Source organism: Armatimonadota bacterium, from assembly GCA_031459855.1.
GTDB lineage: Bacteria > Sysuimicrobiota > Sysuimicrobiia > Sysuimicrobiales > Humicultoraceae > Fervidifonticultor > Fervidifonticultor primus.
This window is the reverse complement of sequence record JAVKHP010000001.1, coordinates 865,666-883,534: the sequence shown is the minus strand read 5'-3', so window position 1 is coordinate 883,534 and position 17,869 is coordinate 865,666. Positions and strand designations below refer to the sequence as shown.

Sequence of the window (17,869 nt, the reverse complement as noted above, 5' to 3'; positions counted from 1 at the left end):
GCGGGCTCAGGCCCACCGCCGCCGGATCTTGTAGCGCCGGTAGCCCTTCACCGACTCCTCGCGGACGACCCCCAGGTAGAGCTCCTGCACGTTGGGGTCCTCCTGAAGGCGCGCGCTGGCGCCTTCGAGCACGATGCGGCCGTTCTCCAGGACGTAGGCGTAGTCGGCCACGGCCAGCGCCTGGCGCGCGTTCTGCTCGACCAGCAGGATCGCCACGCCCGCCGCATGGATCTCGCGGAGGATGCGGAAGACGTCGACGACCACCCGCGGGGCCAGCCCCAGCGACGGCTCGTCGAGGAGCAGCAGCTTCGGGCGGGCCAGCAGGGCGCGGGCGATGGCCAGCATCTGCTGCTCCCCGCCCGACAGCGTCCCCGCCAGCTGGTGGCGGCGCTCGGCGAGGATCGGGAAGCGCGCCGTCAGGGCCGCCAGGTCGGCGGCCACGTCCCGGTCGCGCCGGGTGTAGGCGCCCAGCACCAGGTTCTCTTCCACGGTGAGCTCGGGGAAGATGCCCCGGCCCTCGGGGATGTAGGCCACGCCCAGCGCCGCGATGTCCTCGGGGGCCCAGCCGTTCACCCGACGGCCCAGCACCTCCACCGTGCCCTTGTGGGGCTGGTCGGGGATGAAGCCCATGATGGTGCGCAGCAGGGTCGTCTTGCCCGCGCCGTTGGACCCCAGCATCGCCACCACCTGGCCCGCCCGCACGTCCAGCGAGACCCCCCGCAGCACGGTCAGGCGGCCGTAGTACGCGGTCTCGACGTTGCGGACTCGCAGCAGGGCCGCGTCGTCGGTCACGCGGGCTCCCCCAGGTAGGCGCTGATCACCGCCGGATCGCGCTGCACGGCCGCAGGAGGGCCCTCGGCGATCTTCTCGCCGTGGTCGAGGACCGCGATCCAGTCGGAGATGCCCATCACCAGCTTGAGGTCGTGTTCGACCAAGATCACCGTGATGCCCCACTCCTCGCGGATGTCGCGGATGCGGTGGACCAGGTCGGCCTTCTCCTCGGCGGTCATGCCGGCCGAGGGTTCGTCCAGCAGCAGGAGGGCGGGCTCGGTGGCCAGGGCGCGGGCGATCTCCACCAGGCGCTGCAGCCCCAGCGGCAGGTCGCCGACCCGGCGACGCCGGTACGCCTGGAGGTCCAGGAAGTCGAGGATCTCCTCGACCCGCCGGCGGTGCCGGGCCTCCTCGCGCCGCCAGCGCGGCGTGGCCAGGGCAGCGTCCAGCAACGACGCGCGGATGTGCAGGTGGCGGCCGAGCATCACGTTGTCGAGGGTGGTGCTGCCGCGGAACAGCTCGATGTTCTGGAAGGTGCGGGCGATGCCGCACCGGGCCACGGCGTCGGGCCGCGGCGGCAGGGGCGCGCCGCGGAAGCGGACGACGCCGGCCTGGGGCCGGTAGAGCCCGCAGATGCAGTTGAACAGGGTGGTCTTGCCCGCGCCGTTGGGCCCGATGATGGAGACCAGCTCCCGCGCCCGGACGGTCAGGTCCACGCGGTGCAGCGCCACGATCCCGCCAAAGGCCATGGACAGGCCCGCGACCTCCAGCAGGGGGACCTCCCGCGCGGCGGGATCGGATTCGCCCGCCATGGGCCCTCGGGCGGCCGGCCGCACCCTCAGGCGATCGGCCCGCCCATCTCAGAACTTCTTGGGGTACGTGTACCAGTCGGTGAGCTTCACGAAGCGCCCCCGCTCGACACGCACCATGAACAGGCGGTTGATGCCCTGCCGGTGCTCCCGCGAGAAGGTGACGCCGCGGATCACCTCACCGTCCCAGTTCTGGATCGTCTCCATCGCCTCGACGACGCGGTCCCGCGTCAGGGCGGGCCCGGCCCGCCGCAGGCCCTCCAGGAACGGCTCGACGAACGAGACGCCGGCGATGGCGTTGAAGGGATTGCGCGCCAGCGCCGGGTTGATGCGCGTCAGCGTCGCCAGCACGGCATCGACCTTGGGGTCAGTACCCGGCAGCGGGATGTAGGACGCCAGGTGGACGCCGTCCCAGGCGTCGCCCGCCAGCTGGAACATGATGGGATCCAGCAGGGTGAACGTGGACAGCAGGGTGGGCCGGTAGCCCAGCCTGACGATCTCGCGGACGATCAGCGCCCCGTGGCGCGGCGTCGCGTAGAGGATCAGGGTATCGGCGCCCGACTCCTTCAGCTTCAGCGCCTGGGCCGCCACGTCGGCGTCGGTCACCTCGTAGGAGACCTGCGCGACGAGCCTGGCGCCCTTGGCTTGGGCGACGCCGCGCTTGACGCCCAGCAGCCCCTGCTGCCCGTAGAGGTCGTTCTGGTAGAAGACCGCGATCTTCCTGGCGTTGAGCTTCTCCACGCCGTATTTCGTCAGGAAGATGCCTTCGTCCGTGTAGCCGGGGTAGGTGACGAAGAGGTAGCGGTTGCGGTCGCGCATCCCGGCCCAGATGTCGGCGCCGCAGGCGGGGGTGATCCAGAGCACCCGAGCCTCCACCACGAAGTCACGCACCGCAAAGCAGTTGGCGGTGCCGATCTGCGAGACGAGGGCGAAGATCCCATCGCGCTCGACGAGCTCGCGCACGTTGGCGACGGCACGGGGTGGCAGGTAGCCGTCGTCCTTGACGATGAACCGGAACCGGCGGCCGTGGATGCCGCCCTGCTCGTTCGTGTGCCGCAGCCACGCGTCGATGCCCCCGCCGACGCCCAACCCCCAGAAGGCCGCGGGGCCCGAGGTGGGCATGGACGTGCCCAGGACGATCTCGGTGGCGGTGACGCCGCGCTCTTGGGCGACGGCCGCAGCCGCCACCAGCGACACGAGCGCCAGCAGTCCCGCAAGACGAAGTCCGGTGCGCATGCTGCACCCCTCCTCTGTGCGGGTCGTGCGTCTCCTATACCCGCCGGCGGTACTCCCGCCCCAGGAGGCCCTGGGGACGGACCAGCAGGACCACAATGATGATAACGAACGCCAGGGTCGTCTTGAACGTCAGCGAGACGAACCCTGCGAACAGGGCTTCGGCGACGCCCAGCAGGAATCCCCCGACGACCGCGCCCGGCAGGCTGTCCATCCCGCCCAGGACGGCGGCCGCGAAGCCCTTGAGGAACGGATCCAGCATCATGAACGGGTCGAGGTAGACGACCGGCGCCAGCAGGATGCCGGCGGCGCCACCCAGGGCGGACGCCAGCGCCCACGTGGCCGCGTAGATGCGCCGCGTGGGAATGCCCAGGGCCTGGGCCGCCGTGGGGTGCTGGGCGACGGCGCGCATGGCCAGCCCGATCCGCGTGCGCTGGACCAGCGCGTAGAGCACCCCCATGAGGACGACGCCCGCAGCGATGGTGCCCAGGCTGATCTCGCTGACGACCAGGCTCCCAAGCCGGTAGACCCGGGTCTGGGAGAGGGGGAAGGGGAAGACCTCGGTCTGTGCGCCCCAGAGCACCTGCATCAGCCCCGACAGCGCCAGGGCCAGCCCGAGTGTCATCACGATCTGGCCCAGCAGCGTGCCTTCCCGGATGGGGCGGATCGCGACGGCGTAGAAGCCCGCGCCCATGGCCGCCGCCCCCGCCAGGCCCACCCCCACGGCCACGCCAAACGGGGCGCCCCGGCCGAGCAGCGTGAAGGCGACGAAGGTGGCAAACGTGGCCAGGTCCCCATGGGCGAAGTTGAGGATCCGGGAGGCGCGGTAGAGGAGGACGATGCCCAGCGCCACCAGCGCGTACAGGCTGCCGGTCGCCAGTCCCCCGATCGCGTACTGGGCCGCGGGGCCCAGCGCCTGGGCCAGCGTCCCCACCACCGCGGCCCCCGGCGCCACGAGACTCGTGTCGCCTACAGGGGCCATAGCCGCAGGTACAGGCGGATGCGCACCCAGCGGCCGTACAGCCCCAGGGGCTCCAGGCCCATCATGAGCATGATCACTCCGCCGTAGACCACGGGCAGCCACTGCTTGAGGTCCGACAGGTAGTGCGGCAGGAGCGTGAGCAGCACCCCGCCGATGACCGCACCTGAGACGGTGCCAAGCCCGCCGACCACGATCATGGCCAGGTAGGTGATCGACTCCAGGAAGGTGAACGCCTGGGGTTCCAGGTGCCGCAGGGCCTGGGCAAGGATCGCGCCGGCGACGCCCGCGTATGCGGCCGAGAGTCCGAACGCCAGGGTCTTGTACCGGGTGAGGTTGATCCCGAGCACCTCGGCGGCGATGTCGCTGTCGCGCAGGGCCACGAACGCCCGGCCCACGTGGGACCGCGTCAGGTTGTACGCCATCCACACCAGTAGGGCGGCCGTGCCCACGGCCAGGTAGTAGAGGTGCTGCATGGCGCTCAGCCCGGAGACGTAGACGGGCAGCGCGGGCACGGGCAGCCCCATGCGTCCGCCCGACAGCGCGGTCCAGTTGGTGAGGACCTGGTAGACGGCGATGCCAAACCCCAGGGTGGCGATGGTGAGGTAGGGGCCGGCCAGCCGCAGGGCCGGTAGCCCCACGAGGAAGCCGAAGAGGGCGCTGGCCACCGCAGCGCCGGCCCACGCCAGGTACCACGGCACGCCGACCCTGGCCATCAGCAGCCCTGAGGCGTAGGCGCCGATGGCCACGAACCCCGCGTGGCCTAGGGAGATGAGGCCGGCGACGCCCACCAGCAGGTTCAGCCCCACGGCCACGACGACGTGGGCGGCCGCGAGCACCGCGATGAACAGGAGGTAGCCAAGGCCCAGGCGCGGGAGCAGCAGCGGTGCCACGGCCAGCGCGCCAAGCAACGCCAGCACCGCGGTCCAGCCGGCAGCGCCTTTGACCAGGGCCAGGTCGTCTTCGTAGCGTTCGAGGAGGTCTGTGGCCACCGGCCGAGGAGGTTCGCGCCGCGCGGGGGCGCGCCCTGCCGCATCTGAGACGACGGTGCCCGTGGCGGGCGGCGGCGACACTTCCGTGGACGTTCCGATCGGACGGCCGGGCGGCGGCCGTGTCCAGCCGGTGCGTCGACACTTCCGTAGACGTTCCCGTAGATGGTCCAAGAACGGTTCCAGATGACGATGACGCCGCGCAGCAGAGGACGCCACGCACCGGTGCCTGTCAAGCCATCAATAGGTGTTACCGAATCCTCTGTCGTCGCGCCATCGAAGGTGTTACCGAAGGGTAGCGCGGGTTCAGGCCAGGGGGAGCCTCACCCACGACGGTGGGGATGCGCAGGCGGTGGGTGACCTCGCGGAATGCCGCCCGTGCGCTGGCGGGGAGCTGCGACCGCGGCGGCAGGGTGGCCAGGCGATGGATCTGGGCGAGTTTGCGCTCAATCGCCTCGGCCAGGGCGAAGGGGTCGAGGCGCGCCCGCAGCGTCTGGAGGGCCTGGACCCTGGCCGGGTCGCCCTGCCCGGAAGCGAGCAGGCGATCCAGCGGGGTCTGCGGGGGGTCGTAGAGGCGCTGCAGCCGGGAGCCGACGCGGACTTTCCGGACCAGTTTCACGGAGGGCTGGAAGAGGTTCATCATGAGGCGCCACTCGTGGCGGTACAGCTCGTTGATGGCGGCGAGCGCGTCCGGGGAGGCGTAGCGGTCCCAACCCAGCAGCTTACGGACATGGGTCCAGTTCTTCTGCTCGACGTGGGCGTTGTCGTCTTTCTTGTAGGGCCGGCTGCGAGTGAACTGGAGGCCGTGGGCGCGACAGTAGCGCAGCAGGTGGGCGTTGATGAACTCCGTGCCGTTATCGGAATCGATGCCCTGCAGGGGGAAGGGCAGCGCGGCGGCGATCTCGTCCAGGGCCTGGCCCACCGCCCGCTGGCTCTTGCCGAACACGGCGTGGGTCTCCACCCAGGTCGTGGCGATGTCGGTGAAGTTCAGGGAGTGGACATACTCGCCGTCGGTGGCGCCACCGCCGTGGTCGACCAGATCGACCTCGCCAAACCCCGGGACGGTGGTGTCCCAGCGGTCGGCCTTGATGGGGATGTGGTGCTTGAGCAGCGTCCCGGGCTTGGTGCGGCCGTACTGGCGCCGGCGGAGCCGCTGTTTGTAGGGCTGGAGGCGGCGGTCGATGGTGCGGGGGCTGATGGCGCGCAGTTGCTGCTCGACTGCCGGGGGGAGGGCCCAGCGCTGCTTGGCCCAGGGCAGCCACAGCGGCAGGAGCGCCTTCAGGCGCACGGACCAGGGGAACCCGGCCGCCTCCCAGATGGCCTTCAGCACGCCCAGCGCCTGGTCCCCATAGGTCCGGGCGGGGCGACGGCGACGGCCTGGGCGGGGCCCCGACCCGGCCAGGGCCCGGATGGCCGCCTTGCGATGATAGCCCAGGGTGGCGCAGACCTCATCCAGGATCTGCCCCTTGGCCCCCTTGGAGGCCTGGGTATAGCGCCGGCGAACGGCTTGGAGGTACTCGCGCTTGGATGTGGGGCTCATAGGCTCGCTCCGGGGAAAAGGACGATTTTCGGTAACAGTTTCTGTGGCGCGACGATAGCCCCCTCGGTAACACTTTAGATGGCGCGATTCGCGGTGTGGTTCGCCCGGGGCCCCTGTGTTATACTGGACCTGCCCTGCGCGGGGTCCCGCGACGCACCCCGCCAGGGGTTGTTGTGTCTGTGAGGCGGTCGAACTCGCAGCAAAGGAGCGAGCCGCAGTGGTGGTCAACAACCTGAAGCTGCTCGTCGGAGGCGTGCAGCTGCGCGACGGGGTCACGACGGTTACCGATATCCTGGGCAAGATGTTCGTGCGCGCAGGGCTGCACGTGCTGGCGATGGAGAAGGGCTACGCGTCGACGATCTACGGCGCGCACCAGTACGATCCCATGGTGGTGTCGGCGACGCCACCGCTGTCCTACGGGGACGACCGCTCCGACATCCTGGTGGCCCTCGAGTTCGACACCAACCCCGACGCCCCGATCCAGCCCAATCGCGACACGATCCTGCGCCACGGCAAGAACCTGGTCGACGGCGGGGTGCTGCTCTACGACAGCACCACGGGTACGGTGGACACCGGCGACCTGGAGCGCCGTGGTGTGAAGGTGTTCCCCCTCCCCGCGCGGCAGATCGCCCTGCGGGAGCTCAAGCGCGAGGTCGTGAAGAACACGGTGGTGACCGGCGCCCTGCTGCGCCTGCTGGAGTTCGACATGGACCTGGCGCTGTTCCGCCAGTACCTGGAGGAACGCTTCGGGCGCAAGGGGAAGGACATCGTTGAGCTGAACCTCGAAGCCGCCCGCCGCGGGCGCGCCGTCATCGAGGAGGTCCTGCGGACCAACGGCTGGCACGACGTGGGCTACCGGCTGGTGCCCCAGCCCACGACGGGCCGGGCGGTGCTCCTCAACGGGAACGACGCCCTCAGCATGGGGGCGATCCTGGCCGGGTGTCGCTTCTACGCCGGATACCCGATCACCCCGGCGTCCGCCATCCTGGAGTTCATGGAGGCCCACCTGCCGCGCTACGGTGGGCGCGCGCTGCAAGGGCAGAACGAGCGGGAGTCGATCCGCGCCGCGATCGGCGCGGCGCTGGCCGGCGTGCGCAGCGCGGTGGGGTCCTCGGGCCCGGGCATCTCGCTCAAGGTGGAGGAGTTCGGCGTCGCCGGCGTCACCGAGACCCCCGTCGTGATCATCGACACCCAGCGTGCGGGCCCCTCGACGGGCATGCCGACCAAGCCCGAGCAGGGCGATCTGGCCATGGCGGTCTTCGCGGGCCACGGGGAGATCCCGCGGATCGTGCTGGCGGCCGGCACGATCGAAGAGTGCTACACCCTGGCGTTCGAAGCGTTCGACCTGGCCGACAAGTACCAGTGCCCGGTGTTCCTGCTGTCGGACCTGACGCTGGCCGACGGCCGACGGGACGTGCCCGAGGAGTTCTTCCTCAAGAACCGCCGGCCCGTCGTCCGCCACGGGCTGCTCCGCGAGGCCGACCTGCGCCAGGACGGGTACCGGCGCTACCAGATCACCGAGTCGGGCATCTCGCCCCGCAACGTGCCGGGGGTGCCCGGGGGCATCTTCAAGAGCAGCGGCTCGGAGCACGACGAGCAGGGGATGATCACCACCGACCCGCCCAAGCGCAAGGCGATGGTCGAGAAGCGCATGCGCAAGATGCAGACCTACTTGAAGGAAGACGCCAAACCGCCCCTGGTGTTCGGCACGCCCGATGGCGCCGTGCTGCTGGTGGGGTGGGGTTCCACGCGTCTGCCCCTGCTGGACGCGCAGGCGCGCCTGCGGGCCGAGGGCCTGGAGACGTGCGTGGTGCACTTCACGCACCTGTGGCCGTTCCCCACGCACCTGGTCCGGCCGCTGCTGCAGCGCGGGAAGGACATCATCGTGGTGGAGCAGAACTACGCGGGCCAGCTCGCGGACCTGATCCAGCAGGAGTGCCTGCTGCCCACCCGTCGCATCCTGAAGTACAACGGCCGGCCCTTCTACACGTCCGACATCACCGGCGGGGTCCGGCAGCTGCTGACCAACGGCACGCGGGTGGTGCGGGTCGGCGACCGCGCGCCAGCCGTGGTGCTGGAAACGGTACCCGAGGGGGACTAGCGGTGAGCACGGCGGCAGTGAACCAGAAGCTGTGGGAGCAGAACGCCACCCCCAAGCACCGGATCCAGTGGTGCCCGGGGTGCGGTGACTTCGGCGTGCTGAACGCCCTCAAGGCCGCCCTGGCCCGGTTGGAGCTCATGCCCCACGACGTGCTGCTGGTGGGCGGCATCGGCTGCTCCGGGCAGATCCGGAACTACCTGAACGGTAATGCGTTCCACGGGACCCACGGGGGGGCGCTGGCCTACGCCCTGGGCGCCAAGATGGCCAACCCCGCGCTCACGGTCATCGCGCTGGCGGGCGACGGCGACACCCTGGCCATCGGCATCGAGAACTTCGTGCACGTCTGCCGCCGCGATCCGGCGGTGACGCTGTTGATCATGAACAACGGCGTCTACGGGCTGACGAAGGGGCAGAAGTCGCCGACCCACGGGCTGGGTATGCCGCAGGGAGTGTCGACCGAAGAAGATCCGCCGTTCGTGGACCCGTTGCGGCTGGCGCTGGTCTGCGGGGCGTCGTTCGTGGCGCAGACGTTTTCCGGGGACCCCAAGCACTCGGCCGACGTGCTAGTGGAGGCGCTGCGACATCCTGGCTTTGCGGTCATCAACGACTTCTCGCCCTGCGTGACCTACAACAAGTTCAACACCTACGACTGGTACAAGGAGCACGTGGAGCACCTGCCCAAGGACCACGATCCTGCCGACATGCAGGCGGCCTGGCGCCTGCTCGACGAGTTCGATCGGAAGGGCAAGCTCCCCCTGGGGGTCGTCTACCGGCATCCCCGGCAGCGGACGGCGCACCAGCGCCTGCCGCTGTGGGACGAGGAGCTGGCAGACGTGGATCCCGAGCCCATGCTGCGGCTGTTCCGGTAGGACGGTACGCTCCGGCCCAGCACCCGGGGCGCCGGCGGGCTCAGAGCGGATAGCCGCCGGCGTCGACGACCGCGTCGGCCACCGTCCGTGCGGTCCCCACGACGTCGAGCGCCGGGACCTTGAGGAACCGCCGCAGCCCGGCCAGCATCGTGCGCAGCGTATCGCCCTGGGCGGTGGCCGCCAGGAGGCGACGGGCCGTCGCCTCCATCCGGGGCAGCGCGTCGTCGAGGTAGAGGCGCACCATGGCCGTGTGCAGGTCGGCGGCGGGGTCGCCCCGGCTGGCGGCCTTGACCGCCCGCAGCACCGCGCTCTCGACGGCGAAGGTCTCGATGACCAGGTCGGCGATCCAGCCCAGCAGCTCCTGCTCGTGCTCCAGCGCCGCGAGGTGCTTCTGGGCGGCCGCACCCGCGGCGAACAGCGTCGCTTTGCGCGCGCCGTCGGCCAGGCGCTGCGCTTCGTCCAGCGGCCCGCGCTCCCCGCCATCGGGCAGGGCGGGCGCGAGCACCTCGTCGGCGACCCGCCGCGCGGCCCCCAGCACGTCCAGCCGGCCCTTCAGCGCCCGCCGGAAGAGCATCCCCGGGATCAGCAGCCGGTTGATCTCGTTGGTGCCTTCGAAGATGCGGTTGATACGGGCGTCGCGGTAGGCCCGTGCGGCCGGGTAGTCCTCGATGAAGCCGTAGCCGCCGTAGATCTGCACCATCTCGTCCACGACGAGATCCAGCATCTCGGAGGCGAAGACCTTGGCGATGGAGCACTCGACGGCGTACTCCTCCAGGGCGGCCATGACCTGCGCGGGATCCTGGTGCTGCGCTCCCAGCGCGCCGGCGACGAGTCCGCCCGTGCGGTAGACCATGCTCTCGGCCGCGTAGATGGCGGTGGCCAGTCGGGCCAGCTTCTGCCGGATCAGCCCGAACTCCACCAGCGCCCGGTTGAACTGGCGGCGTTCCCGGGCGTAGCCGGTCGCCTGGCGCAGGGCGTAGCGTGCGGCGCCGGTGACGCCGGCGGCCAGCGTGAACCGGCCCACGTTGAGGATGTTGAAGGCGATCTTGTGCCCCTGACCGATCTCGCCCAGCACCGCCCCGGCCGGCACGCGCACGCCTTCGAGGATCACGCTCGCGGTCGAAGAGCCCCGGATGCCCATCTTGTGCTCTTCGGGGCCCACCGTCAGCCCGGGCGTGCGCCGTTCCACGATGAACGCCGTGTGGTGCTCGCCGTCCACCTTGGCGAAGACGGTGAAGACGTCGGCGAACGACGCGTTGCTGATGAACTGCTTGGTCCCGTCCAGGACGAACCCGCCGTCGGCGGTCCGGGTCGCCCGGGTGCGGATGGCCATGGCGTCGGAGCCCGCCGTGGGTTCCGTGAGGGCGTAGGCGCCGATCACCTCGCCCGCCACGAGCCCGGGCAGGTAGCGGCGCTTCTGGGCGTCGGTGCCGAAGAACGCGATGGGCAGCGTGCCGATGCCGATGTGCGCGCCCACCGAGACCGAGAACGAGGCGCCAATCCCCAGGGCGTCCTTGATCACCAGGCCCGTGATCTTGTCCAGGCCGCTGCCCCCGTAGGCTTCGGGGATGTCCGCGCCCAGGAACCCGAGCTCGCCGGCGCGACGGATGAGCCGCCGCACCAGCGCCCAGTCGTGCTGCTCCATGGCGGCGGTCTGCGGCAGCACTTCGTCCTCGATGAACTGCTGGACGGTGCGCCGCACGAGGCGCTGTTCGTCGGTCAGGTCCTCGGGGGTGAAGCTCGCCTCGGGAGCCGTCGGGCCCAGCAGGAACCCGCCGCCGGGGGCCCCGACCTGCGCGGCGTGCATGGTGCCGGTGTCCATTCCCTCCTGCCTCCCGTCTCCCCCCGGTGTCCTGCCGTTTCCCAGGTCTCGGTCGGTGCACACGCGTCGTGCCCCGCAGGGTGTGGCGCGCGCAGCGCAGCACCGTCCCGCGGCGCGCAGCCCGTGCCCCGGCGCGCTGCACCTGGCCGTGCGTCGTGGCCGCGGGCCTACGCGAGTTCGAAGATCCCGGCGGCGCCCTGCCCGCCGCCCACGCACATCGTCACCATGCCGTAGCGCACCTGCCGGCGGCGCATCTCGGCCAGCAGCGTGGCGGTGAGCTTGGCGCCGGTCGCCCCCAGCGGGTGGCCCAGGGCGATGGCCCCGCCGTTCACGTTGACCCGGTCGGGGTCCAGCCCGGCGAGCCGAATCACCGCCAGGGCCTGCGCCGCGAACGCTTCGTTGAGCTCGATGAGCCCGACGTCGTCCAGGCGCAGCCCGGCGAGGCGCAACGCCTTGGGGATGGCCTGCACCGGGCCGATGCCCATCTCCTCGGGCGCGACGCCCGCCACGGCGAAGGCGCGAAAAACGGCCAGTGGCTCGACCCCGAGCCGGCGGGCGCGCTCGGCCGACATGACCACCGCGGCGGCGGCGCCGTCGCTCGTCTGTGAGGCGTTGCCCGCGGTGACGGTGCCGTCGCGGGCGAAGACCGGTTTGAGGTTCGCCAGGGCCTCCAGGCTGGTGTCCGGACGGACCCCCTCGTCCTGCCGCAGCGTGATCGGTTCTGCGCGCGGCCGCCCGTCGTCGACCTGCCAGCGCACGGTCTCCACCGGGACAAGCTCGTCGTCGAACTTCCCCGCCTGCTGCGCGGCCATCGCGTTCCGGTGGCTGCGCAGCGCAAACCGGTCCTGGTCCTCCCGGGAGACGCCGTATCGCCGGGCGACGATCTCGGCCGTGAGGCCCATGCTCAGGTAGACGTCCGGCCACTCCGTCGCCAGCGTGGGGTTGGGCGCGTACTTGTTGCCGCTCATGGGCACCAGGCTCATGCTCTCGGCGCCGCCGGCCACCACCACCTCGTGCTGCCCGGTGGCGATCTGCTGGGCTGCGAAGGCGATGGCCTGGAGGCCCGAGGAGCAGAACCGGTTGATGGTGATCCCCGCCGTGGTCACGGGCAGACCGGCGCGCAAGGCGATGATGCGGGCCATGTTGAGTCCCTGCTCGGCTTCGGGCAGGGCGCAACCCATGATGCAGTCCTCGACCTCGTCCGGCGACAGCCCCGGGACACGGCGGATGGCCTCGCGGACGGCGAGCGCGCCCAGCTCGTCGGGACGCGTGTCCTTGAGCGCGCCCCGGGGCGCCTTGCCCACCGCCGTGCGCACCGCGGAGACGATCAGGGCTTCTCGCATGACGCGCTCCCTCCCCGCCGGCTCAGTTGCGCAGCGGCTTGCCGGTCTGCAGCATGTGGCGGATGCGGTCCTGGGTCGCCCGGGTCCCGAGCAGGCTCAGGAACGCCTCGCGCTCCAGGTCCAGCAGGTACTCTTCGGCGACACGGGTGCCGTCGGGCACCGGGCCCCCGCAGAGGACGTACGCCAGTTTCCGGGACACGACCACGTCGTGGTCGGTGATGTGCCCGCCGGTGCGCATGATGTGGAGCCAGGACTCGATCGCCGCGTACCCGCGCTGCCCCACGACCCGGATGGGTGCGGGCGGCGCGGGCCGCCAGTGGGCGCGCGCCAGCGCCAGCGCCGCAGCCTTGGCGTCGGCCAGCAGCCGGTCGCCATGCATCGTGATACCGTCCGAGGGCCGCAGGTAGCCCAGCGCACGGGCCTCCTCCGCCGAGGTGGACACGCGCGCGGTGGCCATGGTCTCGAACACCCACCGCACGAAGGGCAGCAGGTCGGCGTCGACCCCGTCGGGGATCCGCGCGGCGGCGCGCCGCGCCATCTCCATGGTGCCGCTGCCGGCCGGGATCAGCCCGACGCCGGTCTCCACGAGGCCCATGTACGTCTCGGCCGCGGCCTGCACGTGCGCGCACGCCATGCACAGCTCCACGGCGCCCGCCAGCGTCCGCCCGAAGGGCGCCGCCACCACCGGGAACGGCGCGCGCCGGATCGCGGTCGTCACCTGCTGGAACGCGCGCAGCGCCAGGTCCAATTCCTCCCAGTTGCCCTCCTGGGCTTCGAGGAGCACCAGCATGAGGTTGGCGCCGGCGCTGAAGTCCTGTCCCTGGTTGCCGATGACCAGGGCGTCGAAGTCGGCGGCGACCCGCTCCAGCGCCATGCGCGCCATGCGCAGGGTATCCTCGCCGATGGCGTTGACCTTGGCGTGGAACTCCAGGCAGGCCACGCCGTCGCCCAGGTCGACCAGGCTCGCGCCGGGGTTGGTGGCCACCACGCCGCCGGCGCGTTTGAGGCGGACCAGCAGCAGACGGTCCTGGGTGCCCGGTTCGGGACGGTACGTGCCGGTGGCGGGGTCGAAGACGTGCCGGGTAGCGCCCACGTCCTGGTAGAACGTCCCCACGCCGCGCGCGCGCACCGCACGCAGCAGCGGCGGCAGGGCGCCTTCGGCGGGCAACAGCGTCTGCGCTGCCCCGACCGCCACCAGCGTGTCGTGCAGCTCGAACGGCCCCTGGTCCCAGCCGAAGCCCCAGCGCATGGCGCGGTCGACGTTGGTGACGTCGTCGCTGATTTCGGGGATGCGGTGCGCGGCGTACACCACCACCGCCCGCACCAGCCGCCGCAGGAACTCGCCGTAGCGGTCCTGCATCGCCAGCAGGGCGGCCAGCCGCCGCGCGGGATCCTCGATGGCACGCGCCGCCTCCAGCGCAGGCGTCGCCAGACGCCGACGCGGCCGGTAGGTCAGCGTGCGGTAGTCGAGGACGTGGATCTCCCCGTCCTGCCGCCGGTAGAACCCTGCGCCGGCCTTCTCGCCCAGCCAGCCGCGTCGGGCCATCTCCTCCATGAAGGCCGGCGGCCGGTAGACCTCCCGGTCCTCCTCGTGGGCCAGCAGGCGGGCCGAGTTGGCCGCCACGTGCAGCGCCACGTCGAGCCCGACCAGGTCGGTGGTGCGGAACGTGGCGCTGCGCGGCCGTCCCACCAGCGGGCCCGTGAGCTCGTCGACCTCGTCCACGTCGAGGTCCAGCTCCACCATCAGGTGGACGGCCTTGAGGAACCCGTACGTGCCGATGCGGTTGGCGATGAAGTTGGGCGTGTCCTTGGCGTAGACCACGCCCTTGCCCAGCATCTCCTCGCCCCAGCGCGCGACGGTGGCCACCACCCAGGGCGCGGTGTGGGGCGTCGGGACGACCTCCAGCAGCTTCATGTAGCGGGGCGGGTTGAAGAAATGGGTGCCCAGGAAGTGCGCGCGGAAGGCCTCGCCGGTGTGCGCGGCGATCTGTGCCACCGGCAGCCCCGAGGTGTTGGTGCTCACGATCGTCCCGGGCGTCCAGTGCGCTTCGAGCCGCGCCAGGAGCTCCTGCTTGACCGCCAGGTCCTCGACCACCGCCTCGATGATCCAGTCGACCTCGCGCACCCGCGCCAGGTCGTCCTCGAGGTTGCCGACGGTCACCAGCCCGACCCGGGCAGGGCTGTAGAACGCCGCGGGCTGCGCCCGTAGCGCGCGCTCCAGCCCCGCGCGGGCCAGCCGGTTGCGCACCTCGGGCGAGGTCAGCGTCAGGCCGCGGCGCCGCTCGTCGTCGGTGAGGTCTTGCGGCGGGATGTCCAGGAGCAGGGTGGGCACGCCGGCGTTGGCCAGGTGCGCCGCGATGGCGGCGCCCATCACGCCGGCACCCAGCACGGCGGCACGGGCGAGGCGGCCGCGGCGGCGGACGGTGGCGGGAGAGGAGACGGCCATGGACGCAGATCACACGCCGGGAACACCCGGCCTGAGGAAGGGTTCGGGATCGGCGCCCGTGACTCCTGGGGTCCACGGCCGGGGTGGCGGACGACGGGCGGCATTGGGCACCGCGGCAGGTACCGGGCACGGACGCTGGGACGGCGTCGGGCGCCGCGGCAGGTGCCGAGCGCGGACGCTGGAGCTGCGCGTGTGCACGGATGCGCCCTCCCGTGGATGCGCCTACAATGGATCGGACAGGTGCCGGCCTGCCCGTGCGAGGAGCCGGTGGTGACGCACCCTGCCGCGCGCCGGCGCCTGGCGGGCAGCGTGTCAGCCTGCCCGTGCCGGAAGCGAGTGGTGACAGCTGGCGAGCGTCCCTCCGGTCAAAGTCCGTGCCGCGCTGGTGTCGGTGATCACCGGCGTGGCGATCCTCGTCTTCAAGGTGGCCGCCTACCTGATCACGGGCTCGGTCGCCCTCCTGTCCGACGCTGCGGAATCGGTGGTGAACGTCGTCGCGGCCAACGTGGCCCTGGTGAGTATCGTCGTCGCCGGCCGGCCGCCCGACCAGACGCACCCGTACGGGCATGCCAAGGCCGAGTACGTGAGCAGCGCGACCGAGGGCGCCCTGATCGCCGTGGCGGGCGGCTGGGTGGTCGTGGCCGCGGTGGGGCGCCTGCTCCGGCCACAGCCGCTGCAGCAGCTTCCCGTCGGCTTCGGGCTGCTGGCCCTGGCCGCGGCGGCCAACCTGGCCGTGGCGCTGTTCCTGCTGCGCATCGCCCACGTGAGCCGATCGATTGCGCTCGAGGCGTCCGCCCGGCACCTGCTCTCGGACGTCCTGACCTCCGTGGGCGTGGCGGTGGGCCTGGGGCTGGCCACCCTCACCGGGTGGGCGCCCTTCGACGCGCTGACCGCGCTCGTCGTGGGCGGCCACATCGCCTGGATGGGCGCGGGGCTCGTACGCCGCTCGGTCGCCGGGCTGATGGACGTGCAGCTCCCGCCCCACGAGATCCAGACGGTGCACGGCATCTTCGAGGCGCATCGGTCGGACGTGCTCGACTACCACGCCCTGCGCACGCGGCAGGCGGGCGCCGACCGGTTCATCGACGTGCACCTGGTCGTGCACCGGTCGTCGACGGTGCAGGAAGCCCACGCGCTCACCGACGACCTCGAGCAGCACATCCGCGACGCGCTGCCCGGCGTGGACGTCACCATCCACGTGGAGCCCTGCGACGCGTCGTGTGCGCGCTGCGCGGCGCTGGAAGCCACGAGGCGCGCGGACCCGCCTGCCCGGCCTGCGGAGGGATGGCGGACGGGTGCCGAGTAGTCCCCTCCCATGCAGCGCATGAGGCTGGGCCCCTACGAGGGGCAGGTCGCGCATCGCCTGCGGCAGTGGGACGCGATCGGGTTCGGCCGCCGGCTGTGGGCCCGGGATCCGACGCTGTGGGCCCCAGCCCCTCTGCCCGAGCTGGCCGACCGCCTGGGCTGGCTCGGGCTGCCATGGGCGCCGCCCACGCTGGTCGACGAGCTCGACGCGCTCGCGCACCAGGTGCGCGACGAGGGGCTGACGGACGTCCTGCTGCTGGGCATGGGTGGGTCGAGCCTGGCCCCCGAGGTGTTCGCGCGCACGACGCCGCCCAGGCCGGGCGCGCTGGCGCTCACCGTGGTGGACTCGACGCACCCGACCGCCGTCCGGGCGGTGGCGGCCCGACTGGATCCCGCCCGCACGCTCATCGTCGTGTCGAGCAAGTCCGGCACCACCACCGAGACTCTGGCGCTGTTCCACTACTTCTGGGAGTGGAGCCGCACCGCCGGCGGCCCGCCGGGTCGGCGGTGCCTGGCCATCACCGATCCGCAGACGCCGCTGGCGGCGCTGGCGTCGGCGCGCGGCTTCCGCCGCATCGTGTACGCCCCGCCCGACGTCGGCGGTCGGTATGCGGCCCTGTCGGTGTTCGGGCTGGTGCCCGCAGCCCTCGTCGGCGTCGACGTCCGCGCTGTGCTGGCCGGTGCCCGTGCCTTCGCCGCGGCGATCGGCCCGGAGGTCCCGTGCGCGGACAACCCGGCGCTGGCGCTGGGTGCGGCGCTGGGCGAACTGGTCCTGGCAGGACGCGACAAGGTGACGTTCCTGGCGTCGCCGGCGATCGCCGCCTTTCCGGTGTGGGTCGAGCAACTGCTGGCCGAGAGCACGGGCAAGGACGGCCGGGGCGTGGTGCCGGTGGTGGACGAACCGTGGCTGGACGGTGCCTACGGGGCCGATCGGGTTTTCGTGGGCGTGGGCATGGCCGGTGCGACGGACGTGCTGGACGATCGCCTGGCGGCGCTGGCGTCGGCGGGGCATCCGGTGGTGGAAATTACCCTGGATGCCATCACCCAGCTGGGGCAAGAGTTCCTGCGCTGGGAGGTGGCCACCGCGGCCGCCGGCGCGGTGCTCGGCGTCCATCCGTTCAACCAACCCGACGTCCAGCTGGCCAAGGACCTGACAGAGCGCGCCATGGCCCAGGACGCGCCGCCCGGTGCCGTGCCGGAGGTCGCGGTGGATGACGCAGCGACGTCCCAGGCGCTGCGCGCCTGGCTGGCGGGCCTGCAGGAGGGCGCATACGTGGCGGTGCTGGCGTTCCTGGCGCCACGGCCCGAGGTGATGCACGGCCTGCAGGAGATTCGTGCCCTGCTTGGGCAGCGGCGACGCGTGGCGACCACGGTGGGGTTCGGGCCGCGCTACCTGCACTCGACCGGGCAGCTCCACAAGGGCGGACCGCACAGCGGGTGGTTCCTGCAGCTCGTGGACGAACCGGTCGACGATGCGCCCGTGCCTGGCCGAGCCCTCACGTTCCACGCGCTGCTCCGGGCGCAGGCCGACGGCGACTACCAGGCGCTCGTGCAGCGGGGCCGGCACGTGCTGCGCATCGGGCTCGGGCGGGACGCCCCAGCAGGGCTCGCCCGGCTGCTGGCCAGGCTCCGGCACCTGCTGGGATGACGGGCGACGATCCG

Annotated in this window: 13 protein-coding genes; 4 read left to right on the top strand and 9 right to left on the bottom strand. The window is 71.8% G+C overall.

Annotated elements, in window-relative coordinates:
* Positions 1–6: 6 nt before the first annotated feature.
* From QN157_04070 to QN157_04045, 6 genes are all read right to left on the bottom strand, one after another.
* The gene (locus tag QN157_04070) at positions 7–792 is read right to left on the bottom strand and encodes an ABC transporter ATP-binding protein (protein MDR7554763.1); all 786 of its coding nucleotides are present in this window, start codon (positions 790–792) and stop codon (positions 7–9) included.
* Complete coding sequence (locus QN157_04065; protein ID MDR7554762.1) at positions 789–1,583, bottom strand: ABC transporter ATP-binding protein; 795 nt, start codon at positions 1,581–1,583, stop codon at positions 789–791. The genes QN157_04070 and QN157_04065 overlap by 4 nt, the downstream gene beginning before the upstream one ends.
* 48 nt (positions 1,584–1,631) lie before the next feature.
* Positions 1,632–2,816 carry an ABC transporter substrate-binding protein gene (locus QN157_04060; GenBank protein MDR7554761.1) on the bottom strand — a complete coding sequence of 395 codons (1,185 nt, stop codon included), beginning with the start codon at positions 2,814–2,816 and terminating at the stop codon, positions 1,632–1,634.
* Positions 2,817–2,850: 34 nt separating this feature from the next.
* The gene (locus QN157_04055; GenBank protein MDR7554760.1) at positions 2,851–3,768 is read right to left on the bottom strand and encodes a branched-chain amino acid ABC transporter permease; all 918 of its coding nucleotides are present in this window, start codon (positions 3,766–3,768) and stop codon (positions 2,851–2,853) included.
* Positions 3,769–3,782: 14 nt separating this feature from the next.
* The gene (locus QN157_04050) at positions 3,783–4,784 is read right to left on the bottom strand and encodes a branched-chain amino acid ABC transporter permease (protein MDR7554759.1); all 1,002 of its coding nucleotides are present in this window, start codon (positions 4,782–4,784) and stop codon (positions 3,783–3,785) included.
* Positions 4,785–5,031: 247 nt separating this feature from the next.
* Positions 5,032–6,321 carry a transposase family protein gene (locus tag QN157_04045; protein MDR7554758.1) on the bottom strand — a complete coding sequence of 430 codons (1,290 nt, stop codon included), beginning with the start codon at positions 6,319–6,321 and terminating at the stop codon, positions 5,032–5,034.
* A gap of 217 nt (positions 6,322–6,538) precedes the next feature.
* On the opposite strand from QN157_04045, the gene QN157_04040 reads away from it, so the two are divergent.
* The gene (locus QN157_04040) at positions 6,539–8,422 is read left to right on the top strand and encodes a 2-oxoacid:acceptor oxidoreductase subunit alpha (protein ID MDR7554757.1); all 1,884 of its coding nucleotides are present in this window, start codon (positions 6,539–6,541) and stop codon (positions 8,420–8,422) included.
* A gap of 2 nt (positions 8,423–8,424) precedes the next feature.
* Positions 8,425–9,291 carry a thiamine pyrophosphate-dependent enzyme gene (locus QN157_04035; GenBank protein MDR7554756.1) on the top strand — a complete coding sequence of 289 codons (867 nt, stop codon included), beginning with the start codon at positions 8,425–8,427 and terminating at the stop codon, positions 9,289–9,291.
* A gap of 40 nt (positions 9,292–9,331) precedes the next feature.
* Here the strand turns inward: QN157_04035 and QN157_04030 are convergent, their stop codons facing one another.
* The 3 genes from QN157_04030 to QN157_04020 all read right to left on the bottom strand — a co-directional run bounded on the left by QN157_04030 (position 9,332) and on the right by QN157_04020 (position 14,902).
* Complete coding sequence (locus tag QN157_04030; GenBank protein MDR7554755.1) at positions 9,332–11,113, bottom strand: acyl-CoA dehydrogenase family protein; 1,782 nt, start codon at positions 11,111–11,113, stop codon at positions 9,332–9,334.
* A 167-nt stretch (positions 11,114–11,280) separates the two neighbouring features.
* Positions 11,281–12,456 (bottom strand): acetyl-CoA C-acyltransferase, encoded by a 1,176-nt coding sequence (locus tag QN157_04025; protein MDR7554754.1) that lies wholly within the window; start codon positions 12,454–12,456, stop codon positions 11,281–11,283.
* Positions 12,457–12,478: 22 nt separating this feature from the next.
* Positions 12,479–14,902: a 3-hydroxyacyl-CoA dehydrogenase/enoyl-CoA hydratase family protein gene (locus tag QN157_04020; protein MDR7554753.1), complete on the bottom strand. Its 2,424-nt coding sequence runs from the start codon at positions 14,900–14,902 to the stop codon at positions 12,479–12,481.
* A 385-nt stretch (positions 14,903–15,287) separates the two neighbouring features.
* Here QN157_04020 and QN157_04015 point away from each other — a divergent pair, with 385 nt between their 5' ends.
* On the top strand, positions 15,288–16,208 hold the full coding sequence (locus tag QN157_04015; GenBank protein MDR7554752.1) for a cation diffusion facilitator family transporter: 921 nt from the start codon (positions 15,288–15,290) through the stop codon (positions 16,206–16,208).
* A 9-nt stretch (positions 16,209–16,217) separates the two neighbouring features.
* On the top strand, positions 16,218–17,855 hold the full coding sequence (locus tag QN157_04010; GenBank protein MDR7554751.1) for a hypothetical protein: 1,638 nt from the start codon (positions 16,218–16,220) through the stop codon (positions 17,853–17,855).
* Positions 17,856–17,869 lie beyond the last annotated feature (14 nt).